This is a genomic window from Massilia sp. PAMC28688, assembly GCF_019443445.1.
GTDB lineage: Bacteria > Pseudomonadota > Gammaproteobacteria > Burkholderiales > Burkholderiaceae_D > Telluria_A.
On sequence record NZ_CP080378.1, the window covers coordinates 1,771,980 to 1,795,912 of the forward strand.

The 23,933-nt window shown below is 61.1% G+C and carries 13 protein-coding genes and 1 tRNA gene; 7 read left to right on the forward strand and 7 right to left on the reverse strand.

Annotated elements, in window-relative coordinates; translation table 11 throughout:
* The first annotated feature begins 602 nt into the window (after positions 1 to 602).
* Positions 603 to 1,619, forward strand: coding sequence for a glycosyltransferase family 2 protein (locus KY495_RS07955; protein ID WP_219883124.1), 1,017 nt, complete (start codon positions 603 to 605; stop codon positions 1,617 to 1,619).
* A gap of 321 nt (positions 1,620 to 1,940) precedes the next feature.
* Here KY495_RS07955 and KY495_RS07960 read toward each other — a convergent pair whose 3' ends face one another.
* Together KY495_RS07960 and KY495_RS07965 are read right to left on the reverse strand one after the other, a co-directional pair.
* Entirely contained in the window at positions 1,941 to 2,945 is a 1,005-nt protein-coding gene (locus KY495_RS07960; RefSeq protein ID WP_307728256.1) for a glycosyltransferase family A protein, read from the reverse strand.
* Between the two features lie 762 nt (positions 2,946 to 3,707).
* Positions 3,708 to 3,783, reverse strand: a tRNA-Arg gene (locus KY495_RS07965).
* Between the two features lie 262 nt (positions 3,784 to 4,045).
* On the opposite strand from KY495_RS07965, the gene KY495_RS07970 reads away from it, so the two are divergent.
* From KY495_RS07970 to KY495_RS07985, 4 genes are all read left to right on the forward strand, one after another.
* On the forward strand, positions 4,046 to 4,945 hold the full coding sequence (locus KY495_RS07970) for a cytochrome c5 family protein (protein WP_219883126.1): 900 nt from the start codon (positions 4,046 to 4,048) through the stop codon (positions 4,943 to 4,945).
* 176 nt (positions 4,946 to 5,121) lie between these two features.
* Positions 5,122 to 7,293: a hypothetical protein gene (locus tag KY495_RS07975; protein WP_229518534.1), complete on the forward strand. Its 2,172-nt coding sequence runs from the start codon at positions 5,122 to 5,124 to the stop codon at positions 7,291 to 7,293.
* Between the two features lie 272 nt (positions 7,294 to 7,565).
* Entirely contained in the window at positions 7,566 to 10,196 is a 2,631-nt protein-coding gene (locus KY495_RS07980; protein ID WP_229518535.1) for a hypothetical protein, read from the forward strand.
* A 279-nt stretch (positions 10,197 to 10,475) separates the two neighbouring features.
* Positions 10,476 to 12,821, forward strand: a complete 2,346-nt coding sequence (locus KY495_RS07985; RefSeq protein ID WP_229518536.1) for a hypothetical protein — start codon at positions 10,476 to 10,478, stop codon at positions 12,819 to 12,821.
* Here the strand turns inward: KY495_RS07985 and KY495_RS07990 are convergent.
* The 5 genes from KY495_RS07990 to KY495_RS08005 all read right to left on the reverse strand — a co-directional run bounded on the left by KY495_RS07990 (position 12,818) and on the right by KY495_RS08005 (position 21,049).
* Positions 12,818 to 14,203: a putative O-glycosylation ligase, exosortase A system-associated gene (locus KY495_RS07990; RefSeq protein WP_219883127.1), complete on the reverse strand. Its 1,386-nt coding sequence runs from the start codon at positions 14,201 to 14,203 to the stop codon at positions 12,818 to 12,820. The two genes, KY495_RS07985 and KY495_RS07990, sit on opposite strands and share 4 nt — an antisense overlap.
* The gene (locus tag KY495_RS24210; protein WP_267876169.1) at positions 14,196 to 14,318 is read right to left on the reverse strand and encodes a hypothetical protein; all 123 of its coding nucleotides are present in this window, start codon (positions 14,316 to 14,318) and stop codon (positions 14,196 to 14,198) included. The genes KY495_RS07990 and KY495_RS24210 overlap by 8 nt, the downstream gene beginning before the upstream one ends.
* A gap of 144 nt (positions 14,319 to 14,462) precedes the next feature.
* Positions 14,463 to 16,532, reverse strand: coding sequence for a M13 family metallopeptidase (locus KY495_RS07995; RefSeq protein ID WP_219883128.1), 2,070 nt, complete (start codon positions 16,530 to 16,532; stop codon positions 14,463 to 14,465).
* A 122-nt stretch (positions 16,533 to 16,654) separates the two neighbouring features.
* Positions 16,655 to 18,664, reverse strand: a complete 2,010-nt coding sequence (locus tag KY495_RS08000) for a M13 family metallopeptidase (protein WP_219884165.1) — start codon at positions 18,662 to 18,664, stop codon at positions 16,655 to 16,657.
* A gap of 120 nt (positions 18,665 to 18,784) precedes the next feature.
* Positions 18,785 to 21,049 (reverse strand): TonB-dependent siderophore receptor, encoded by a 2,265-nt coding sequence (locus KY495_RS08005; RefSeq protein ID WP_219883129.1) that lies wholly within the window; start codon positions 21,047 to 21,049, stop codon positions 18,785 to 18,787.
* 162 nt (positions 21,050 to 21,211) lie between these two features.
* On the opposite strand from KY495_RS08005, the gene KY495_RS08010 reads away from it, so the two are divergent.
* Together KY495_RS08010 and KY495_RS08015 are read left to right on the forward strand one after the other, a co-directional pair.
* Entirely contained in the window at positions 21,212 to 22,282 is a 1,071-nt protein-coding gene (locus KY495_RS08010) for an acyltransferase (protein ID WP_219883130.1), read from the forward strand.
* A gap of 114 nt (positions 22,283 to 22,396) precedes the next feature.
* Positions 22,397 to 23,833 (forward strand): S41 family peptidase, encoded by a 1,437-nt coding sequence (locus KY495_RS08015; RefSeq protein ID WP_219883131.1) that lies wholly within the window; start codon positions 22,397 to 22,399, stop codon positions 23,831 to 23,833.
* Positions 23,834 to 23,933 lie beyond the last annotated feature (100 nt).

Below are 23,933 nucleotides of genomic sequence, written 5' to 3' on the forward strand. Positions count from 1 at the left end.
CGGCGTTGCGACGCCAGCGCGCAACACTCCTGGCAATTGGCGGTGTGGAGCAAGCCCTGAGGCGCCCTGCTTACGCAAGCGCAAACATTACAACGCCTGACCTTGGCCACGGGATGACAAAATTTTACGCCACCATGTCTCCGGGGCGAATCTTGAACATCTGTGCCGCGCCATCTGCTGACATTACAAGACAGCGGAAGAATGCCATTTTATCATTTCCGAAAATAAAATGTTTGCCCGTCAGCCAACCGTGCTCGCCCTGTGGGACCCCTATTCTACCCACACCGCATGACATCTGCGTGACGGCGTTGTAAAGACACCATCTCGCGAGCTGAACGATATTTTCTCTTCATTGCTCGCTGTCAGGCCTCGTTAAATGCACAGCGGTGTCAGCGTTGGCTGCCTGATCCCAATTGCCAAAAAAATTGCGTCGATCATCGGCTGCACCGATCAGTGTGAGTTGAACGACATCACATGCTGAGCCTTTCGCAACAGTTTCGACTATCTATTGCAATCGTGCGAGCGACGGCTTGTGTGATAATAAAAACATAATGTGTCCGGCATTCGTGCGCTCTCGCCCTTTCATTTTAAAGGAAAGTACAATGAGTTCTAGCAATCCAACATTTCTTGATGTCACGGTTATCATGCCGTCGTACAACCGTTCCCGACTGATTACGCGTGCGCTCGACAGCGTACGCAGCCAAAGTGCCTTGCCACGGGAAATTCTGGTAGTTGATGATGCCTCCACGGACGACACGGTAAGCCAAGTAGAAGCGTGGCGCGATCGCACGGGTTTTCCAGTGCGGATCGAACGCCTTGCCAAGAATGGCGGCGTTGCTGCCGCGCGCAACCGCGCCATGGAGCTGGCTACGACGCGTTATGTCTCCTTCCTCGACTCCGATGACGAGCATCTGCCCGGGACTTTGGCCCTGTTGGTAAGTGCCCTAGAAGAGTCGCCAGGTGCGGTGGTGGCATTCGGCGACGCGTGCAAAGTAAGTCCGGTCAAGCATATTCCGCATGCCATGTTTGGGGCCAAAGTCGACATTACGACGATCGCGGAGCCGATTGGCGAGCCTGAACAGGGCCGCTTCAAGTTGCACGATCCGAAGAGCACTTTTTTACAGGCTAGTTTGATCGCCACCTGCTCAGCTTGCTTTATCCGCGAGGATGCATTGGCTGTTGGCGGCATGCCCGTCGGCTATAAGATGGGTTCAGACTGGCTGTTTTGGTTGCGGCTGGCTCAACGCGGGGACTTTATTTTTGTGCGCGAAGATGTTTCACTTGTGCACCGTCATCCCGACAACCTCACCAAGCCAGGCGCAGCAGCCGATACCTCGATAGCCAAGCTGGCTGGTTACGCGGCTATCCTCAACGGTGACCTCGGGATAGCGGTCGATCCGGCGCAGCGCCGGCTGGTCGAAGAATTTGTCGATTCACGGATCGCCTTGCTGCGCTATCAGTCCTCCCTGCTTGGCTTTAACAGCTATCTCCGCTATGGAACTATGGTACCAGGTCGCGCCAGGAGGAACATTGTGGGACACCTGTTGTCCGATCCTAAGAGCGCGGTCCGTTCACTGGTCTATTCGTGGCGCTCGCCGCCTCAGCATACGTCTGACTGACTGCCGGGCTGACTACATCGAGCACTAGTCAGCCACCTCAAAACAATGTTTTGACGATAACGAGCGGCGCACCCACAACGATGAACGTCACAGCACAATAGCTGACTTCGACGCAAAAACGGGTAGTTACCCATCTGTCGAATTTCGCGTGTGCATATTTCGCGCGACCAAGTGTGGCATTTGACAAAATCTTGTCTTAACTGTTCTGCATCATTAGAAGCACGCTGCGTGCGGCTAGTGCTGAACGTCAGGATGCTCTTGCCCTTTACCGCCAATTTTGACGTGACACTGCAACGAAACTTCTGGCTCCACCCTACTGACTCAGACGCGCCGCCGCATTGGGAGAACAAGCTTCCTTGAATATAACAAGTAGCGCCATCCCCCGCGGCACAAAATGCTGGCTACGTGAAGTCGCCATGCATGCCACCAGTCACCGTTAGCGCTCTTTCTGGCGGCAATATTGTGAAGGCAGCGACCAAGCTTTTCTTGGACATCGCGCCGAACAGCTTTCGGAAGGTTTAGTGCCAGAATCTTGGGCAGCACTTCGCCCTCAGCCTCCGCATAGCCGTCCGACTTGGATAACGACCCGGCGGAATCATTGATTACGAACGTCGGGATATCGACAAATTCCGATCGATGGCTTAATGCAAGCTTATACGCGATGAACGTCCACTCCAGATGAGCGGTTCGGCCATCAAAATATTCTGATCCCACAGCGGACGTGCGAAACATTCCGCCACACGACGCCAGCCAGTTTTCCCGAGCTAGCGCCACCAAAGGGCTGCGCTGTGCCAAGCCAGTGTTTTTCACAACGGCTTGATCCATACCACCTAATCGACGCCAGCCGTTCGATGCCACGAAGGTAAGTGATGGATCTGAAAGTAGTGGAGCAAGCCTGTTTTTGATAGCGGACGGTAAATATTCATCGTCATCGTCCAAAAACGCGAAGAACGGTGTGTCCACATTGATGCGTCCAATTTGTAGCGCATAAGGGTAACTGCCAAGCACTTCTCGAACAACTTGCACACCTGGCCTGTTTTGAAGTTCAGACAGACAGTCTTCGTCCACCCGATCCCCGTTGACGACTGCAATCACTTTAACGCTGACACCCTCCTGAGCCAATACGCTGTCAACCGCATTCATGAGAGATTGACGGCGCCTCGCCTCGCAAGTTGTCGCTATCACAACACTAACAGAACTATTGTACATACTTGGTGCCGATGTAGATATAAATGGGAATCCATGGATTGGCCATGCCGGGAGATCACCTTCCAAGACCGAACGTTTCGAATTTGGCGGTCTAACACATGGAAGGGCACTCACCATCTAAAACATATTTGGAAAGTCACTGCGGCCAATGTACATCAACCATCATCTAAAACTTCGTCACAACCTTGATTCTACGACACAAATCAAACCATGTGGAAATTATTCGATCTAGGAAGAATGGTGTAAACGATGTTTCTTAACTTTGCGAGAAGCCTGCGAGAAGCCTGCGAGGGGTGGCGGCACTCACCGATAACTAACTCCGCTAAGAGGGCAAGATGTCGCCGCTCGGCCATGACCGTTTCGTACATTGTTGAAAAAGCTGCGCGTTGCCAAATCGGAAATAAAAAATTCCAATTTGGCTTAAATCCGATATAGAGCTACTTAACAAATGTCCCAGAGGCGGGCCTAGCCGAAGCATCTCTGATGTTGCCGCACGAGACGCGGCGTGCGCCCGGAACTGATTGCGTCGCGAGGCGAGTTAGCCGCCCGGACGGGCCAATCAAGGGGGCTTATGGCAGCCCCCGCATGGGCGGGAACAAAAACGAGCGCTACCATGGTCTACGCTAGGGCAGGCATGAGGAAATGAAGGCTACAGCCTCGATACATCGAAGTCTTTCACAATCGTCAGCGGAAGCATTCGACACTAGGCTACCGGTCACCGATCCAATGCCTCGAGCACTGGACCAATCACCTACATCGGGAAAGATAGGCTGCATAAAATCCACGTTATGGCAGACTACATATCTACGGAACCGCGTTGTCGGTTTGCATGAACACAGTCTGCAAACTCTCAACAACTCTAGGATTTCTAAGGAAAATTGGTGCGGCTGGCGGGGATCGAACCCACGACCCTTGGCTTCGGAGGCCAATACTCTATCCACTGAGCTACAGCCGCGTAGGGGATATCTGAAGAGATGCGAAGGATACCGCCTTTCGGCAGCGCCGTCCATGGCCTTTGTCCAAGGCCCCTTTTATTCCTTACAACTTTACCCATGCGCGCATTCCGCCACGGCCCAATCCAAAAGTGTGGCCTTGCCCATGAATTGCGTTCCAAAAGAGGGGGTTTGGGTCTATAATCGCGGGTTTGGCGGGTATTTGCATATCAACATGCGACTGCTGGCGTCAGGCAGGATTTTGAAAATAGTACTAAGGACATCATGAGCGACGCACACAACGAACACGAATCCGCGATCCGTACCCCGAAGCAGCTCGCCGCTGCCGTGGCCGGCTTCTTCCTGGTGGTTGTCATCGGCATCATCCTGCTGGTTGAATTCGTCACCACTACCCGCCTGACCGGCGCCGGTACCGACAGCCAGTCAGCGACAGCCATTGACGAGCGCCTGCGCCCGGTCGCCGAACAGGACTACGTGCTCAAGGATGCGAACGCACCAAAAGTGCTGCTCGCCGGTGACGCCGTCTACGCCGCCAACTGCGCCGCTTGCCACACGTCGGGCGCCGCCGGTGCACCCAAGATCGGTGATGCAGGCGGCTGGGCCGCTCGTATCGCACAAGGCTACGATACCCTGGTCAAGCATGCGGTAGAAGGCATCCGCGCCATGCCGGCCAAAGGCGGCAACCCGGACCTGGACGAAGTGGAAGTGGCCCGCGCGGTGGTGTACATGGCTAACCAGAGCGGCGCCAAGTTCAGCGAGCCATCGGTGCCTGCCATGGTCGTGGCTGCCCCGGCTGAAGCTGCTGCTGCTCCCGAGGCTGCTGCAGCCCCTGCTGCTGCCCCTGCTGCCCCTGCTGCCGCCACCGCCCCTGCCGCTGCGGCCCCAGCTGCTGCCGCGCCGGTCAAGTTGGCGGTCATCGATGGCCAGAAAGTCTATAATACTGCGTGCCTGGCTTGCCATGGCGCCGGCGTTGCTGGCGCGCCAAAGGTCGGCGACAAGGCCGCCTGGGCAGTCCGTATCAAGCAAGGCAACACCGTGCTGTACGACCATGCCATCAAGGGCTACATCGGCAAGGCTGGCGTGATGCCGGCCAAGGGCGGCTCTTCTGCTTCCGATGACGAGGTCAAGGCTGCCGTGGATTACATGTCCAACGCTTCCAAGTAAATTCCTCCAGCTCACAAAAAACCGCCTTCGGGCGGTTTTTTTTCGTTCATGCCACTGGCGCATGCGTTTGCGCCGGATCATGTTGCCCATTGACATATTTCCACATGGCATCAGTTTCGCAGCAGTAAGCTTTTTGAACGCCCCTCCGTTCAACCCTTAGCGCAAAAGGGAACCCCATGCCGAACCTGCCATCGCCCCACCTTCGCCGCTTCGTCGCCGCTGTTTGCCTGGCCAGCCTGGCGGCATGCGGCGTCAATGAAACCACCGCCCCGTCGACTGCGCCCAACCCGCTCAACGTGGATGCTACCCCGGCGCGCGCGCCCCGTCAGGCAGCCATGCTGGACAGTACAGTGGTTGGCGCCATCACCCGCGTCATCCTGGAAAATACCGGCGTTACCGACCAGACCGGCATGCCGCTGACCTTTGGCCAGGTGTTTGCCCAGGGTGACCTGGGCAGCGGGGAAACGCTCAAGGGCGTCCTCGACAATGGCACCGTCATCGCCCTGCAGCTTGACGTCAAGGCGCGCCATGACGACGGCTCGGTACGCCATGCTGTGATCTCCACGCGCGCGCCGCAGTTGTTGCCGGGGCAGCGGGTAAGCGTGGACTTGATCAAGGATGGCGCGGCCGCCCCGGCAGTCCCCACCACGCCGGACGACTTGCTGGCGCGCGGCTTCAGCGCCGGGGTGAGCATCATGCTGGGCGGCCAGCCCTACACGGCATCGGCCGATGCGCTGCTGCGCAGCGGCCACTACAAGACCTGGCTGAGCGGCCCGATGGCCAGCGAGTGGCTGGTGTCGGCGCCCCTGGTGAGCGCCAGCGGTGTGGCCCATCCCCACCTGACAGCGCGCTTTGCCGTGCGCGCCGCGCCGGGCGAAAGCCGGGCCCGGGTGGATGTAACACTGGAAAACAACTGGGCCTATGAAGCAGCGCCGCAAAACTTTACCTACGACGCCCAGATCATGGTGGGCGACCGGCTTGCCTACAGCAAGGCTGCCCTGACCCACTTTCACCACGCGCGTTGGCGCAAGGTGCTGTGGTGGGGCAGCGCTCCCCAGATTCACATTCGTCACCATAGCGGTTATCTGATCGCCACCCGGGCGCTGCCCAACTACGACACCAGCGTGGTCGTGAGCGAAACGGCGCTGGCGTCGCTCAAGTCCCAGTTCACCGGTGCCCGTACCGAGCCGATGGGGACCGGCATGGCGGTCACCTACATGCCCGCCACCGGCGGGCGGCCCGATATCGGCCTGTTGCCTGGCTGGGCCGCTAGCTATCTGCTGTCGATGGACAAGCGCGCCAAGGATGTCATGCTCGGCACGGCGGACCTGGCGGGCAGCTGGTCGGCCCACTACCGCGACCGCCTCACGGACAAACCGGTCAGCCTGCACGATTTTCCCTACATGACCCTGGCCGGCACCCGCGGCGACACCTTCAATCCCGCCACCCGCAAGTATGAAGCCTTCCCGCCTTGCGCCACGAGCAGCGCCTGCGCCGTCCCGTACACGGTGGACGCGTCCCATCAGCCCGGCTTTGCCTACCTGCCCTATCTCGTCACGGGTGACTATTATTATCTGGAAGAGCTGCAGTTCTGGGCAGTGTGGAACAGCTTCGTGGGCAACCCGCACTACCGTGAATTCGGTCGCGGACTGGTCAAGCCCGACCAGGTGCGCGGCCAGGCCTGGGCCTTGAGGACCATTGGCCAGGCGGCATACATCAGTCCCGACGATGATCCCCTGCGTGCCCAGCTGCGCTTTATCGTCGAGAGCAATATGGCCTGGTACAACAGCCAATACACGCACAATGCCGCGGCCAACAAGCTTGGCGTTCTCTCGCACGGCTATGCCATCGCTTATGGCAACGGCACCGGTGTTGCTCCCTGGATGGACGATTTTTTCACCTCGGCCGTAGGTCACCTCGCGGAACTGGGATTTCCCGACGCCCGTCCCTTGCTGGACTGGAAAGTCCAGTTTCCCATCATGCGCATGAATGGGCAGGGCGCATGCTGGATTACAGGCGCCATCTACACACTCAAAATTCGCGATACGGCGTCTGCCCCCCTGTACGCCAGCATGGAACAAGCATGGAAAGCCAGCCATAGCGCAAGTTTTGCCGACCTGCCGTGCGGCGGCCCGGAGATGGCTGCCGCGCTCAAGCTCAAGGTAGGGGAAATGACGGGCTACTCGAACTCGCCGGCCGGCTACCCGTCCAACATGCAGCCGGCGCTGGCTTATGCGGCAGACGTAGGCGGCGCCAATGGCGTGAACGCGTGGGCCATGCTGGAGCGACGAACAGTCAAGCCGGACTATGGCAACAGCCCGCAATTTGCCATCATTCCACGGCGCTAAGGTGACATCTTGCCATCTTTCTAGGTGGCAAGATTGCTTTAAGGTCCAAATTTTTTCTTTTTAAATGCGTCCAGAAGACCTATAATGCCCTTCCTGTATTGATCTTGTGCAACTACGCCGGTCAATACAAACAGCGTCGTCGGCATTCTGGAAAGATTTTTCCTGGTTGGTTTGGCAGTACAACCCTGATTCCGCACTTTGAATTTTCTGACGGCATTTTTATTCATGCATTGGTGCGCACTGTTGCCACCTCGCTGTTGCCTTGGAAAATTATGCGAACGCTCCCCACCCGTACCGTCCTCGCCTCCCTGTTAAGTATGACCGCATTGTCCGCCTGTAGTGGCGGTGATGCCGCCCAGGACGGACAACCGGTAGCCGCTGCCATTGTGATTGATTCCAACCGGCCTGCTGCCGCGCCGGGTCCCACGGTCGGCGCCGTCGCGGCGCCGGCCGCGCCGGTCGACACGCCTGCCGTTCCCATGCCCGCGGGCCCCGCTGCACCCCAGGAAGAGACCGTCCTGCCACCTCAGGCACCGGTGCAGCTGACCGTGGCGCACGAGGCGCCGGCCCAGGTAACGGCAGCGCCCGCGCCGCCGGCGTCGGCGCCGGCCCCTGTCTCCCTGCCCCCGGCCCCCCTTCCCGTTCCAGGTTCGCTGCTCGATACGCAGGGGTCGACGGTGCGGATGCCGGCAGCGGCACCGGCCCTGATCGACCCTGTGGCGCCGGCCCTGCCCGGTACCGTGATCGCCAGCCTGACACCGACCATCGTTCCTCCCAAGAGCGCCTTGCCGGCGCTGGTGGCGCCGCCAAAGGTGCTCACGCCGCCGAAAGTGGTTCTGCCGCGTCCGCCTGTGGTGGTCGCCCCACCAGCCGGCCTGGCCCCCTTGCCGCCGGCATTGCCGATCGATACCGCCAGCGGCGCGTTGATCGATATTCATGTCACTTCAAGGGCTTCGGCCGATCAGCTAGCCGTGCCGCTGACCTTTGGCCAGGTGTTTGCCCAGGGTGACCTGGGCGCTTCCCAGCAACTGCTGGGCAAGCTACCCGATGGCCGCACCGTACCGCTGCAGGTCGACGTCAAGGCGCGCCACGCGGATGGCTCGGTGCGCCATGCCGTCATGTCGGCCATGCTGCCCAAGCTGGCCGCGGCCCAGACCCAGCGCATCATCCTTGCCAAGGGAACGGCGCCGGGCGCCGGCAGCGCTCCCACGGCAGCTGCCTTGCTGGCGGCCGGCTTCAGCGCCGGGGTGCAGATCGACCTGGCCGGCGTGCGCTACAGCGCCTCGGCCGACAGTTTGCTGCGCAGTGGCAAGGTCACGCCCTGGCTGAACGGTCCCGTCACCGCCGAATGGCTGGTGAGTTCGCCCCTGGTCAAGTCCGACGGCACGCCCCACCCGCATCTGGCCGCCCGCTTCGCCATTCGCACCTACAGCGGTGTCAAGCAGGCACGGGTGGATGTCAGCATTGAAAACAACTGGGCTTTTGAACCGGCTCCGCGCAATTTCAAATACGACGCCCAGATCCTCGTTGGTGGCCGCACCGTCTATAAAAAGGCGGACCTGACCCATTACCACCACGCACGCTGGCGCAAGGTGCTGTGGTGGGGCGACGAGCCATCCCTGCACGTGGTGCATAACGTCCCCTATCTGCTGGCCACCCGTGCCCTGCCCAATTACGACCGCTCGGTGCGGGTGAGCCATGCCCGCCTGGACGAGATCAAGTCCCACTTCACCGCGCGCAGCGAGCCCATGGCCGTTGGCAATGCCTCCCCCTACATGCCGGCGACGGGCGGACGCGATGATATTGGTTTGCTCCCCGGCTGGGCCGCCACCTATCTGCTGACAATGGACGAGCGCGCCAAGGACGCGACGCTGGGGACCGCCGATCTGGCTGGCAGCTGGTCCATCCACTACCGCGACAAGGCGACCGGCCGTCCGGTCAGCCTGCACGACTACCCCTACATGACCGTCGCGGGCCAGAAAAACGATACGCTCAATCCCGTCACGAAAAACTACGAGAATTTCCCTGCCTGCGCGGCAGCGGGCGCGTGCACCAATCCGAATGCCCACGACATGTCGCACCAGCCGAGCTTTGCGTACCTGCCGTACATCGTCACCGGCGACCATTATTATTTGGAAGAGCTGCAATTCTGGGGCATGTTCGATGCGTTTTTCAGCAACCCGGGCTATCGCCAGGGCATCAGCGGCCTGGTCAAGCCGGATCAGGTGCGCGGCCAGGCCTGGGGCCTGCGCAGCATTGCCAACGCAGCTTATATCACCCCGGATAATGACCCGCTGAAAAAACCACTGGACAGCATCGTCAAGGCCAATCTGAAGTGGTACAACGATCACTACACCAACAATGCGCAGGCCAACAAGCTTGGTGTGCTGAGCCACGGTTACGCGATCGTCTACGCCAACAACACGGGACTGGCGCCGTGGATGGATGATTTTTTCACCTCGGCTGTCGGCCATGTGGCGGAACTGGGCTACCGTGACGCGCTGCCTCTGCTCAAGTGGAAGGCAAAATTCCCCATCGGCCGCATGACAGCGCCCGAGGCGTGCTGGGTCACCGCTGCCATGTATTCCATGAAAGTGCGGGACAAGGCCGAGGGCGAGGTCTACAACACGCTGGGCAAGGCGTGGAAGGCCAGCACCCCGCCCAATTTGCTCTCGGCCCCCTGCGGCAGCCGCCTGATGGCGTCGGTACTCGGCTTGTCGGTCGGCGAGATGACTGGCTACTCCAAATCGCCGGCAGGCTATCCGGCCAATATGCAGCCAGCTCTGGCATACGCTGCCGACGTGGGCGGTAGCGCCGGGGCCGAAGCCTGGCAACGCTTCATGGCGCGCTCGGTCAAGCCCAACTACGGCAACGGTCCCGCCTTTGCGATCATTCCGCGATAACAACTTAATTGCGGATTTTATATCAGTAAATACAGTTTGAGTTGGTCTGCAGGAAAGATTGAGGAGTAGAAAAAGTACTGGTAAGCTAGGCAATATCGCAGAAGAAGCCACCGTTTTAGCGTGATTTTCCGTCAATTTCACTGCTAATGCGCCAATACTATGTGGTTTTTGCGTTGAAATTTGCCGTACGGAACTAGAGTTTCCTTGTGGCATTTAGTTGATGGGCGTAAAGTTGACGTACTGCATTAGTGCATGCCAACTTTTTCCCAGGATACTTAAATGCGTACTCATACCTCTCCTTCCGCCCTCTTGATGGTGTTGCTCAGCGGGGCAATCCTGTCCGCCTGTGGCGGCGGTGGAGGCGGTAGTGACAGCGCCACGGCTGGTCCGGTGGCCGCCCCGGCCCCGGTCGCCACCCCCGCCCCCGCTGCAGACACGGCTGCGCCTGCGCCCGCTCCTTCGACCGTGGTGGCATTCACGACGGTCACCATGCCGGATGCCGAGAAGCCGGTCGTCGCTGATGCCGACACCCCGATGACCGCCGCCAATACCACTTCCAGCATGAACAAGGAAAAGGAAAAGGCAGCGCCACCGAAGACCATCGCCCCGACCACGGTCGCGCCTTCGGTGCCAACCGGTTCCGACGTGACCGATATCGTGTTCCAGAATCTTGGCACCACTGCCCAGACCAATGTCCCTGTCACCTTCGGCCATGTATTTGCCGAAGGCCACGTGAGCAATGTGCAAACCATCACCGGTCAGCTGCTCGATGGCAGCGCCGTCCCCCTGCAGGTCGATGTCAAGGCACGTCACCCGGACGGTTCGGTCCGCCACGCGATCATTTCCGCGCAGCTGTCCCAGCTCGCCACCGGCAGCACCACCATGAAGCTGATTGCCTCGGCCGCCACTGCTGCTGCCGGCGCCGTGTCGCCCGAATACCTGCTCAACGCCGGTTTTACCAGCAGTGTCAAGCTGGACCTGGCTGGGGTGAGCTATACGGCTTCCGCCGACAGCCTGCTGCGCAGCGGCAGCTACAAGACCTGGCTCTCGGGCGCGGTCAACAACGAGTGGCTGGTATCGGCGCCCCTGAAGACGGCCGCTGGCGTGGCCCACCCCCACCTGACCGCGCGCTTTGCCATCCGCGCGGCCACGGCGTCGCAGCGCGCCCGCGTGGACGTCACGATCGAGAACAACTGGGCCTTCGAGGCGGCGCCGCAAAACATTACTTACGATGCACAGGTGGAAGTGGGCGGCCAGACCGTCTATACCAAGCTGGGCATGGCCCATTATCACCACGCCCGCTGGCGCAAGGTGTTCTGGTGGGGCGGCGAGCCGCAGGTCCACGTCAAGCACAATGTGGCTTATCTGCTGGCGACCAAAGCGGTTCCCAACTATGACCGCAGCATTGCCTTCACCGAGACCAAGCTTGCTTCATGGAAGAACGCATGGACCGGGACCAAGGTCGAGCCGATGGGTGTTGGCCTCTTGAATCCCTACATGCCGGCCACGGGCGGGCGCGACGAACTGGGCCAGATGCCGGCCTGGACTGCAACCTACCTGCTGACCATGGACAAGCGCCTCAAGGATGTGGCATTGGGCACGGGCGACCTCGGTGGTAGCTGGTCCACGCACTACCGTGACCAGGTAACCGACCGCCCTGTCAGCATTCTGAACTACCCTTACATGACCGTGCTGGCACCGCGCACCGACACGCTCAACCCGGCCACCAAGAAGTATGAGGCATTCCCGGCCTGCGCCACCTCGACCTCGTGCAGTACGCCGTACAGCCATGACACCTCGCACCAGGCCAGCATGGCGTATGTGCCCTACCTCGTCACTGGGGACTACTACTATCTCGAGGAATTGCAGTTCTGGGCCATGTACAACGTCTTTTCCGGCAACCCGGCTTATCGTGAACATAGCAAAGGTCTGGTCAAGTCTGACCAGGTCCGCGGCCAGGCCTGGAGCCTGCGCAGCCTGGCCGAAGCGGCCTACATCACCCCGGACAGCGATGTGCTCAAGTCCCATTTCGCTTCCTTCGTGAAGACCAACCTGGACTGGTACGACGCCAACTACACCAACAACCCAGGCGCCACCACGCTGGGCGTGCTGACCCACGGCTACGCCATCGCCTATGACAGCGGCACCGGTATCGCTCCATGGCAAGATGACTTCTTTACTGCCTCCATCGGCCGTCTGGTGGAACTGGGATTTAGCCAGGCCAAGCCGCTGTTGCAGTGGAAATCGAAGTTTGCCATCAACCGCATGACGGAAGCCGGTGCCTGCTGGGTAACCGGGTCGATCTACTCGCTGAAGGTACGCAGCACGTCGACCGCCCCGTTCTACCCGACCGTCGCTCAGGCATGGAAGGCAAGCCACACGGCAGCATTCGCAGCCCTGCCTTGCGCTGGTACGGAAATGGCAGCGTCGCTCAAGCTGCGTGTTGGCGAAATGACGGGCTATTCGGGTGTGCACACGGGCTACCCGTCCAACATGCAGCCGGCCCTGGCCTACGCGGCCGACGCTATGGGAACCCATGGTGCAGCAGCCTGGAGCACGTTCATGAACCGCAGCGTCAAGCCCAATTATGGCCTGGGCCCGCAGTTCGCCATCGTGCCGCGCTAAGCGGACCGTGGCCCGGCAAGGGGAAGCGCAAGCTTCCCTTTTTTTCTGCCCAGCCAGCCCTGCTTGGGCGGAAGCGGCGTCAGATCCTTGGAGGCCGCCGGCAGAATGCGCAGCCTGAGGACAACGATCAAGCCGAACATTGCGTACAGCATCTCGAAGTAAGCAAAACTAAGTCCCGCGCCGCCGAGGCAGAATGCGAAAATCGACAGCTGCAGCATCGACGCCAGATGGGCGATCCACGCCGTTTCCGCAAAACGGCGCGCCTCCAGCGTGATCTTCCTGGCACCCATGAATGCCAGGGCCAGGAAGCTCAGATAAATTCCGAGTCCGACAAAGCCATGGTCGCCCATCACCTGGAAATACACGCTGTGCGCGGCCCGGGCCGTGGTCGGATTAGGCAGCGCATCACCTGTATAAAAGAAGGGATACATGAAGAAGTCCTGGGACAGGCTGGCCCATACCGGGAAATATTCAAGGGCCTTGAAGCCGCCGCCGAAGATCGGGTGGCGCATCGCCATGATGAAGCTGAGCTTCCATGCCGTCACGCGGCCCATGAAAGAGGCATCATCGCCAGCTTCACTGATGGTATCCATGCGCGAGGCCCAGTCGTCACTGACGATGTTCGACAGGGCGGCCACCAGGATGACGGTGAGGATCGCCAGCAAAATCTTGCGTTCGCTCTTGATGAACATATAGCCGGCAAGGCCCATCAAGGCCAGGAAGCCGCCCCGTGACTGGGTACCAATGATGGCCGCGACCAGCAAACCCATCAGGCCCAGCAGGCCCAGCCGGATCAGGTTGGAGCGCTGGCCATATTCACCCACCAGATAGCCGCACAGTGGGAGGATCATGACGAATGCCAGTGCCAGCTCGTTACGGTCGCCCAGGGCGTGGCCGTGGAACCCTGCAATCATGTGCCCGCCGCCACTGGCGACAAATTTGAGCGCTTCGAGCCCCCCGTAAAAGCCGATCGAGGCCACCGCACACCAGACAAAGAATTCCACATGCAGCTTTTTCTGGAGGACCAGCACAATGAAGACGAACAGCAGCATGACCTTGAAAAAGCGCACCCAGTATTCCCAGGCGATTTCCGGCAAGCCTTCCGTCATCACGGTCGATACCGTGGTCCAGAAAAAGAACAGAAAGATGACCCCGCCCAGCGCGCCAAACTGCACGCGCGGCTTGTCCTTCATCGCCAGGTAGCCAAGGATGGCGATGGCGGTAAAAATGAGGTTGTAGCGGATACCGACGCCCATGCCGTACAGCCAGGCGTTGGGAAAAAACATCGCGGTCCAGAACCACATGCCCACGGCAATAAAAGGCCGGCGGGCCATGGCATACAGGATCAATGGCAGCAACGCCAGAAAGTACACATCACGCATCGGGCGACTTTACCTTCTTCTTCTTTTTACTTGGCAAAGCGCCATCTTCGCGTAGTGCCCAGAAGCACAAGTACACGACGCCGAGCAGGTTGCCTGCCCACAGAATCGTTTCCATTGATTCATCCTTGCAATTTTGATGTGCAGGTATTGTACCGGAGTCGACCCGTGATTCTTTTGGACATTACATATGAAAATGGCCACTTTCGTGGCCATTAATCAATTAGTTACAATTTTGCTTGCAACCGTCCATTGTAAATACTTACCAGATGATTACGCGGTCCTGAGGCGCCAGATACATCTTGTCGCCCGGTTTGGTGCCGAAGGCTTCATGGAAGGCAGGCTGGTTCAGCATGGTGCCGTTGGCGCGGAATTTGCCCGGCGAGTGCGGATCGGTTTTGATCTGTACCACCTGGGCAGCTTCGCGCATCTTGATGCGCCACACCTGGCCAAACCCCATGAAGAAACGCTGGTCGCCCGTCAAGCCATCGATCACCGGTGCCGGCTTGCCGCCCAAGGACAGGCGGTAAGCCTTGTGCGCGATCGCCACGCCTGAATTGTCGCCAATGTTTTCGCCCAGCGTCAGCGCGCCATTGACGTTATACCCTGGCAGGGGCGAATAGGCATCGTACTGCTTGACCAGCAAGTCGGCCTTGGCCTTGAACTTGGCCCGGTCCTCTGCCGTCCACCAGTCGCGCAGGTTGCCGTCGCCATCGTACTGGCTGCCCTGGTCATCGAAACCATGGCTGATCTCGTGGCCGATCACGCCGCCGATGGCGCCATAGTTCACCGCGTCGTCAGCCTGCATGTCAAAGAACGGCGGCTGCAGGATCGAGGCCGGGAACACGATTTCGTTCATCGCCGGATTGTAGTAGGCGTTGACCGTCTGCGGCGTCATGCCCCACTCTTCGCGGTCGATTGGCTTGCCCAGCTTGGCCACTTCGCGCTTGGTGGTGAACTGGGCAGCGCGCATCATGTTGCCAACCAGGTCGCCGCGCGAAATGGCCAGCGGGCCGTAATCGATCCACTTGTTCGGGTAGCCAATCTTGGGCGTGAACTTGGCCAGCTTGGCCTGCGCCTGCTTCTTGGTCTCGGGGCTCATCCAGTCGAGCGTGTCAATGCTCTGGCGATAGGCTTCCAGCAGATTCTTGACCAGCACTTCCATGCGCGCCTTGCGCTCGGCCGGGAAGTGCTTTTGCACGTACTGCTTGCCCACTGCCTCGCCCATCGCGCCTTCCACCACATTCACACCGCGCTTCCACAGCGGCTGGTTCTCGGTCACGCCGCTCAGGGTCGTGCCGTAGAAGGCGAACTTGGCGTCCACGAATGGCTTGGACAGGTAGCCGGCGAATTCGCGCACCAGCTGGTACTCGAAATACGCCTTCCAGGTATCGAGGTCGGTGCTTTTCAGCGCGCTGTTGAACCCCGTCAGGTAGCCGGGCTGGTTGACGATGATGTAATCGACCTTGTTGCCGATGCCGCTGGCAGCCAGCGCCGACGTCCAGTCATAGCCTGGGGTCAGTTCGCCCAGCTTCGCGACCGGCACCTTGTTGTACATCTTGACCGGATCGCGGTTCTCGACCTTGGACCACTGGGCCTTGGCCAGCTCCGTCTCCAGCGCCAGGATCTTCGCTGCCGCCTTGACCGGGTCCTTGTGGCCGACCATGCCAAGCATCTGCGCCACGTGCTTTTCGTATGCTGCGCGCACGGCCGACAGCTTGGCGTCGTCCTTGTTCAGGTAATAGTCGCGGTCGGGCATGCCCAGGCCACTCTGGTAGATATTGGCGGCGTAGCGGGTCGAGTCGCGCCCGTCCTGGCTGATGTACAGCGCATACGGCACGCCCACGCCCATGCCCGACAGGTGCGAGATCAGGCCGGGGATCGCCTTCTTGTCGCGCATGGTGCGGATTCTGGTCAGCTCGCGTGCCAGCGGCTTGTAGCCCAGCTGCTCGCGCCGCGCTTCGTCCATGTAGCTGGCGTACAGGTCACCGATCTTGCGCGCTTCCGCGTCCGCCTTCTTGTCCTGCTGCGCGCCCTCGATGATGGCGCGGATCTGTGGCTGCACGTCGTCATACAGCTTGGCAAACGAACCCCAGCTCGATTTGTCGGCCGGGATCTCGGTGGTCTTGAGCCATTTGCCGGCCAGGTGATCAAAGAAATCATCTTGCGGGCGCACCGACGGGTCGATGTGCTGGATGTCGATGCCCGATAGTGGCGTCGCTGGCGCCGTGGTGGCGACGCCGGGTTTGGGCGCCGCCGGCGCGGCCGGCTGGGCCACGGCAAAGGCGGCCATCAGGCTCAGTGTCAGGGTGGAGAGCAGATAGCGTTTCATGGGGTGTTCCTCCTGTATTTGGCACAAATACTTTTATGGTTATATGTATGTCTCGTCTCAATGAAAAACGTCCCCGAGAACGGGGACGCTTCCATTGTCTCATGCTGGCTTACGGATGCTGCTTACCAGATGATGACGCGGTCTTTTGGATCGAGGTACATCTTGTCGCCCGGCTTGACGCCGAACGCCTCGTAGAACGCCGGCTGGTTCTTCATGGTGCCGTTGGCGCGGAATTTGCCGGGCGAGTGCGGATCGGTCTTGACCTGCACGATCTGCTGGTCCTCACGCATCTTCAGGCGCCATACCTGGCCAAAACCCATGAAGAAGCGCTGGTCGCCGGTCAGGCCATCGATCACCGGTGCCGGTTTGCCGTTCAGCGACAGGCGGTAAGCCTTGTGCGCAATCGCCACGCCAGAGTTGTCGCCGATGTTTTCACCCAGCGTCAGCGCGCCATTGACGTTATAACCGGGCAGCGGCGAGTAGCTGTTGTACTGCTTGACCAGCATGTCGGCCTTGGACTTGAACTTGGCACGGTCTTCCGCCGTCCACCAGTCGCGCAGGTTGCCGTCGCCGTCGTACTGGCTGCCGGAATCGTCAAAGCCGTGGCTGATCTCGTGGCCAATCACGCCGCCGATGGCGCCATAGTTCACCGCGTCGTCCGCGTTCATGTCAAAGAACGGCGGCTGCAGGATGGAGGCCGGGAACACGATCTCGTTCATGGTCGGGCTGTAGTAGGCGTTCACCGTCTGCGGCGTCATGCCCCACTCTTCCCGGTCAATCGGCTTGCCCAGCTTGTTGATGCCGCGCTGCACGCCAAACTGACTGGCGCGCATCATGTTGCCGACCAGGTCATCCGGTGCCACTTTCAGCGCCGAGTAATCGCGCCACTTGCTTGGGTAGCCGATCTTGGGGCGGAAGGTGGCCAGCTTGGCCTGCGCCTGCTTCTTGGTCTCCGGTCCCATCCAGTCAAGCGTGTCGATGCTCTGGCGGTACGCTTCCAAGAGGTTCTTGACCAGCACTTCCATGCGCGCCTTGCGCTCGGCCGGGAAGTGCTTTTGCACGTACTGTTTGCCCACCGCCTCGCCCATGGCGCCTTCCACCACGCCCACGCCGCGCTTCCACAGCGGCTGGTTCTCGGTCACACCGGTCAGGGTGGTGCCGTAAAAGTCGAAGTTCGCGTCCACGAAGTCCTTGGACAGGTACGGCGCGTAGCTGCGTACCAGCTGCCATTCAAAATACGACTTCCAGGTATCGAGATCGGTGTTTTTCAAGGCGTCGTTAAAGCCCGTGAGATAGCTTGGCTGGCCCACGATCACATAATCGACCTTGTTACCGATGCCCATGTCCTTGAGGGCGCGCGTCCAGTCGTAGCCGGGCGTCAGTTCACCGAGCTTGGCCACCGGTACCTTGTTGTAGCGCTTGACGGGGTCGCGCCGCTCGACGGCGGTCCAGTGGGCCTGCGCCAGTTCGGTCTCCAGGGCGACCACCGCCTTGGCAGCCTTGGCCGGATCCTTGTGGCCGGTCTTGGCCAGCATCTCCGCCACGTGCAGCTCGTACTTGGCCAGGGCGTTGGCCAGCTTGGCATCATCCTTTTTCAGGTAGTAATCGCGGTCCGGCAGACCCAGGCCGCTCTGGCTGACCGACACGGCATAGCGCTTGGAGTCGCGCGCGTCCTGGCTCACGTACAGGCCGTAAGGCGTGGTCACGCGGATGCGCGACAGATGCGAGATCAGGGCCGGCACCTCCTTCTTGTCCTTCAGGCCGCGGATCCTGGCCAGCTCGCCCTTCAATGGCGAGTAGCCCAGTTTTTCGCGGCGCTCTTCATCCATGAAGCTGGTGTACATGTCACCGATCTTGCGCGCCTCGGTACCGGCCTTCTGGGTCTTGTCCTTCTGCGCCTGCTCGATGATGGCGCGGATCTGCGGCGTGGTGTCGTCGCGCAGCTTGGCAAACGATCCCCAGCTCGACTTGTCGGCCGGGATCTCCGTCGTCTTGAGCCACTTGCCGTTCAGGTGCGTGAAAAAGTCGTCCTGCACGCGCACTTCGGGATCGATGTACTGGACATCGATGCCGGAAACGGGGGCGCCGGCAGCCGGCGCCGGCGTGTCGGCCGCGTGGGCAAACGCCGCCATCAAACTCAGGGTCAGGGTAGAGAGGAGATATCGTTTCACAATGCGTCCTTTTGGGTGCAGGGTTATGGCGGGTGGCCGGTCGATCAGGGTCGGAATGTACAGCATTTTTTCACAAGACTTCTACAATTTCATCTCCAGGCGCGCAGTCCAGACGGTAAAGGTGCGCGAACGGGTGTCGGCCAGCACGATGCGGTTGTCGCCCTCCACCAGCCGGCCATTCAGGTAATCGTCGGCGTGGATGTTGGCCGCGCCAACGCGCACCTGGGTGCCGCTCCTGAACTTCCACAGGCCGTAGGCGTCGAGCTGGCGTTTCAGGCCGGCGCTGGTGCGCTCGGTCAGGCTGGTCTGCACCACCGTAGCCGGGGTCCAGTTCATGCTGCCGCCAAGCGTGAGCGGCATCTTCTTGAAGCGGTAGTCGGCGCCCAGGTTGGCCGTGTATGGCGCCTGTTGTTCCAGCCGGTTGTCCGGTCCCGGAATGCCGTCCACGCTGGACCAGAAGCGGCTGTAGTTGGCGCGCAGGTCCATATTGGGGACATTGGGCGCGCCGCGCATCAGGTCAGCCAGCTGCAGTTTCGCTTCCAGTTCAATCCCGCTGGTGCGCGCGCTGCCGATGTTCGATGGCGACGACAGGAAGCGCTGTACGCCGCCGGCATCGGTGTAGGTGCTCAGTTCGCGCCGCATCAGGTTATCGATCTGGCGCACAAAACCGCTGGCGCTGACAATGCCGTTCTTGCCGATGTAATGTTCATAGGCCAGATCGAGGCCCTGCGCCAGCTCGGGCTTGAGGTCCGGGTTGCCGATGCGGTCCGGCCGCGTGGCGCTGTTCTGGCGCGAGAACACGGGCGCCGCAATCAGGTCATTGAGCGGCGGCGCGCGGTAGCTCTGCGTGTAGCTGGCGCGAATCTGGTCCTTTTCGCTGCCCGGCAGGCGCCACACCGAGTGCAGTACCGGACTCCACACGCTGGTGCTGCTTTCGGTGTGGCGATTCGCATTGTCGGCATTGGTGCGAATGCCTTCCCAGCGCAGGCCCAGGTACACGCCCCACTTGGGCGTGATGTCCCATTCGTCCTGGATGAACATGGCGGCGCGCCGGCTGTCGGCCTCGAAGCTGTCGCCGGAGGCGCCAAACTGCGCCGCGCCGTTGACCAGCGCCACCGTGCTCTGCGTGCGGCGGGTCGCTTCCAGGTCCCAGCCGGCGGCCAGCAGGTGGCCCTTGGCCAGCGACTTGGTATATTTGCCGCCGTAGCTGATGCCGTTCTGCCGCGCGCGGTCGCTGTCGAGCAGCAGCGCGGTCTGCGCGCCGGTGGCGCTGTATTCCGTGCGCTGGGTTTCCGAGCGGCTGCGGCCACCGCCAAAGCCGAACTTGACGTCGAGCCGCGCCCCTTCCGGCATGCGGTGCAGCCAGTTGCCGAAGGCGCGCATGAAGGTGCCGTTGGTTGTGGACTGGCCAAGCGACACCGCATACTCCGGTGTACTGAACAGCCCCGGCGTGGTGGTGGGCACGGGCAGGCGCTGGGTCAGCACGCTGTTGCTGTCGCCCTGGCTGCGGTTCGACACCAGCATCGGCTGGAAGTTGAGCGTGTCGCCATTGTCGAAGCGGTAAGTCATGCGCGGCATGAGGTGCAGCGAACGGGTGGTGCGGCTGTCGCGACCGGCGATGGTCTGCTCGCGCAGCAGCACGCCCTGGCCGTCGTAATCGGTGTACAAGGCCTCGCTCATATCGCGGCCGCGGTTGAGCGAGGCCGACCCGGTCAGCAGCCATGTCAGCTTGCCGCGCTTGCCGGGCATGGACAGCGATACGTTCGGGCTGTGCAAGCCGTCTTCGATGCTGTCGGCCAGTTTGAGCTGGATATCCTTTTGCTGGTAACCTTCCCGCAGCACGATGTTGATGGTGCCGGCAATGGCCTGGGTGCTGTGTTCGGCCACCGGCCCGCGCATGATTTCAATGCGCTCCACCTGGTCGGGCGCGAGCGACTCGATCGAAAAGCCCGCAGGCGGACGCTCGCCGTTGACCAGCATCTGCGTGTAGCCGTTGCCAAGGCCGCGCATGCGGGCCCCGCCGCTGCGTCCACCGCGGCCCGGGGGGCCGCCCATGGTCACGCCGGGCAGACGCTTGAGGATTTCACCGACATTGCTGTCGCCGTTGCGGTCCAGTTCTTCGCGCCCGAAAATCATCTTGGCCGCGGTGGCGTGCCGGCGCGTCTGGATCTCGTTGGGGCGCTCGCCGCTGACAGTGACCTGCTGCAGTTTCTCGCCTGCCTTGGGCACGGCCGGCGCCGGCTGCGCATCGGCCCCGGTGGCGGCAGGCGGTGCTTGCCGGGCGTGGGCGCTACTGGAAACGAGGGCGGACAACAACAGGCAGGCAAGCGGGGAGAGAGTGGTCATGAAAATCGCGGAGAGTACGGCAAGGGCGGAAAAGATGAAATCATTGTAGCTTCTGCACTGCGATAAATACTTTCTCCGACCACATTTTTACTTTTCGATACATGTGCTGCACTGCACACAAGCTGCGGTATCATCGCTGCACAGGGTGGCAGGCGAGGCAGGATGGACAGGCATTTTTCCCTTTATCTGGACCTATTGCGTTTCTGCGCGGCAGTGCTGGTGGTGCTCGCCCACTATGGACAGCAGCGGTTTTTTATTCCCTCGGGAAATCATCTCTACGACTTCGGGCGCGAAGCCGTCATCGTCTTCTTCGTGCTGTCCGGCCTGGTCATTGCCCACACCACCGCCGTCAAGAAAGCGTCGCTAAAAGAATACATTGCAGCGCGCTGCGCACGTATGTATGTCACCGTGATCCCGATGCTCGTGCTCTCGTTTTTGCTCGCCGCGCTGCTGCCGGCCCAGGCCGGCACCGCCGTTGCCGGCGCCTACCAGCTCGCCAAACTGTACATCTACATTCCCCTGCACCTGCTGTTCATGGGCGAACTGTGGCAGCTGGCCGAAGTGCCGCCCTTCCTGGCGCAGTACTGGTCGCTCAGCTATGAAGTCTGGTACTACGTGCTCTTCGGCATCGTGTTCTACCTGCGGGGCGCCCTGCGCACCGTGCTCGCGGCCGCCGTCCTGCTGCTGATCGGCCCCAAGCTGTGGCTGCTCTTGCCGGTGTGGCTGGCAGGGGTGTGGGTGTATCGCCACCAGCAATGCCTGCCCGTGGCGCCGCCCGTGGCACGGGCCGGCTGCGTTGCCACCGTGGCCCTGCTGGTGGCCTGGAAATGGTTTGCGCTCGACATTGCCCTGCGCGCGCTGGGGCGCGAACTGTGGCCCTTCCCCGGATTTTCGCTGGGCTCGGCAGACCGCTACCTGGCCGACTACGCCGTCTGCCTGCTCGTGTGCCTGCATTTCTTGTGCGCGCGCCAGGCGCAGTTCTCGTTCCCGCCCGCCGTGGCCGGCGTAATCCGCACGCTGGCCGGATACTCGTTCACGCTTTACCTGGTGCATGGCCTGGTACTGGGCGTGTGGCCGCGCCTGTTTGCCCACGATCCGGCCAGTGCCCTTGATATTGCCCTCCTGACCATATGCGTGGCCGGCGCCACGCTTGTTATCGGCAATGTCACGGAACAGCGCAAACCCGGCCTGCAGCGGCGCCTGAACGTTGTTTTTGGCACGCAGCGATCCTGATTCTCCGGGCCAAACGCGTGCGCCCGGGACGGTGCCGCCAGAACGGGTTTATACTCGATTTGCGCTACCCCGAGCGCAACACCCATATACCTTTTAGCAACGAACGAGCTCACCATGGGTCCTACCCTCAAAAATTCCGGCCTTGTCAGCGTGGGCCTCATCGCCGGCATGGCAATATCGATGCAATTTTCCGCGCTTGCGCAGCGGCCGGTGGCGGCCGACATGCCCATCGAAGAGCTGCGCCAGCTGGCCGATGTCTATGGCCTCATCAAGTCCGACTATGTGGAATCGGTGGAAGACAAGCAGCTGCTCACCAACGCCATGACCGGCATGGTGGCCGCGCTCGACCCGCATTCGGCCTACCTCGACCAGAAAGCGTTTCGCGAGCTGCGCGAAGGCACCGAAGGCAAGTTCGTGGGCCTGGGCATCGAAATCGGCGCCAGCGAGGAAGGCTACATCCGCATCGTTTCCCCGATCGAGGATTCGCCCGCCTACCGGGCCGGCATCAAGGCGGGCGACCTGATCACGCGCATCGACAGCGTGCCGGTGCAGGGACTGGCAATTGACGACGCCATCAAGCGCATGCGCGGCGAACCCAATACCAAGGTCACGCTGACGGTGGTGCGCAAGGAAGCGCCGGCGCCGCTGGCGTTTACCATCACGCGCCAGGAAATCATCCAGAAGAGCGTCAAGGCCAAGATCGTGGAACCGGGCTACGCCTGGCTGCGCATTTCCCAGTTCCAGGAGCCGACCCTGGACGACATGGCCGCGCGCATCAAGGCGCTGTACCAGCAAGACCCCAAGCTCAAGGGCATCGTGCTGGACCTGCGCAACGACCCCGGCGGGCTGCTGCAAGGCGCCATTGGCGTGTCTGCCGCCTTCCTGCCGCCCAAGGCGGAAATCGTGTCCACCAACGGCCAGCTGCCCGATTCGCGCCAGCGCTTTTACGGCGAGCCGGAAGATTACGCGCTCGAAGCGAACCGCGATTCGCTCGCCGGCCTGCCTGCCGCCCTCAAGACCGTGCCCCTGGCGGTACTGGTCAACACCGGTTCCGCGTCCGCGTCCGAAATCGTGGCCGGCGCGCTGCAGGACTACAAGCGCGCCGCCATCATCGGCAGCCAGACCTTCGGCAAGGGCTCGGTGCAGACCATCCGCCAGCTCACGGCCGACACCGCCGTCAAGCTGACCACCGCGCGCTACTACACGCCCAAGGGACGCTCCATCCAGGCGCGCGGCATCATGCCCGACTTCCTGGTCGACGAAAACGCCGACGGCGACGGCCTCAATGGCTTGCGCATGCGCGAATCGGACCTGGAAAAGCACCTGTCCAACGAGGGCGAACAGGCGGCGGCAGCGGCCACCAACGACGAGCTGGAAGAGCAGCTGCGCGTCATGGCCGCCGAGCGCAACCGCAAGCCGCTGGAATATGGCAGTAGCGAAGACTTCCAGCTGCAGCAGGCACTCAACCACCTGAAGGGCTTGCCAATGCAGCTGTCCAAGGGCAGCAAGAAAGCCACGCTGGCCCAGGGCGCGCTGCCGGCCAAACCGTAGCGACGTTCCCGGCACTGCCCGGCCCCCTGTTTTCCGACAGCCGGGCGGGCTTTTTTTGCTTGCGCCATTGCGGCCAAGTGTAGAATCACCGGCACGCGCC

Excerpts from the sequence above, each read along its gene's own strand:
- KY495_RS07980 (WP_229518535.1), top strand. The coding sequence starts at position 7,566 with ATGCGAACGCTCCCCACCCGTACCGTCCTCGCCTCCCTGTTAAGTATG.
- KY495_RS08000 (WP_219884165.1), bottom strand. The coding sequence starts at position 18,664 with ATGGCGGCGTTTGCCCACGCGGCCGACACGCCGGCGCCGGCTGCCGGC.
- KY495_RS07970 (WP_219883126.1), top strand. The coding sequence starts at position 4,046 with ATGAGCGACGCACACAACGAACACGAATCCGCGATCCGTACCCCGAAG.
- KY495_RS07985 (WP_229518536.1), top strand. The coding sequence starts at position 10,476 with ATGCGTACTCATACCTCTCCTTCCGCCCTCTTGATGGTGTTGCTCAGC.
- KY495_RS07955 (WP_219883124.1), top strand. The coding sequence starts at position 603 with ATGAGTTCTAGCAATCCAACATTTCTTGATGTCACGGTTATCATGCCG.
- KY495_RS07960 (WP_307728256.1), bottom strand. The coding sequence starts at position 2,945 with ATGGTGAGTGCCCTTCCATGTGTTAGACCGCCAAATTCGAAACGTTCG.
- KY495_RS07975 (WP_229518534.1), top strand. The coding sequence starts at position 5,122 with ATGCCGAACCTGCCATCGCCCCACCTTCGCCGCTTCGTCGCCGCTGTT.
- KY495_RS07995 (WP_219883128.1), bottom strand. The coding sequence starts at position 16,532 with ATGAAACGCTATCTGCTCTCCACCCTGACACTGAGCCTGATGGCCGCC.
- KY495_RS24210 (WP_267876169.1), bottom strand. The coding sequence starts at position 14,318 with ATGGAAACGATTCTGTGGGCAGGCAACCTGCTCGGCGTCGTGTACTTG.
- KY495_RS07990 (WP_219883127.1), bottom strand. The coding sequence starts at position 14,203 with ATGCGTGATGTGTACTTTCTGGCGTTGCTGCCATTGATCCTGTATGCC.
- KY495_RS08005 (WP_219883129.1), bottom strand. The coding sequence starts at position 21,049 with ATGACCACTCTCTCCCCGCTTGCCTGCCTGTTGTTGTCCGCCCTCGTT.
- KY495_RS08015 (WP_219883131.1), top strand. The coding sequence starts at position 22,397 with ATGGGTCCTACCCTCAAAAATTCCGGCCTTGTCAGCGTGGGCCTCATC.
- KY495_RS08010 (WP_219883130.1), top strand. The coding sequence starts at position 21,212 with ATGGACAGGCATTTTTCCCTTTATCTGGACCTATTGCGTTTCTGCGCG.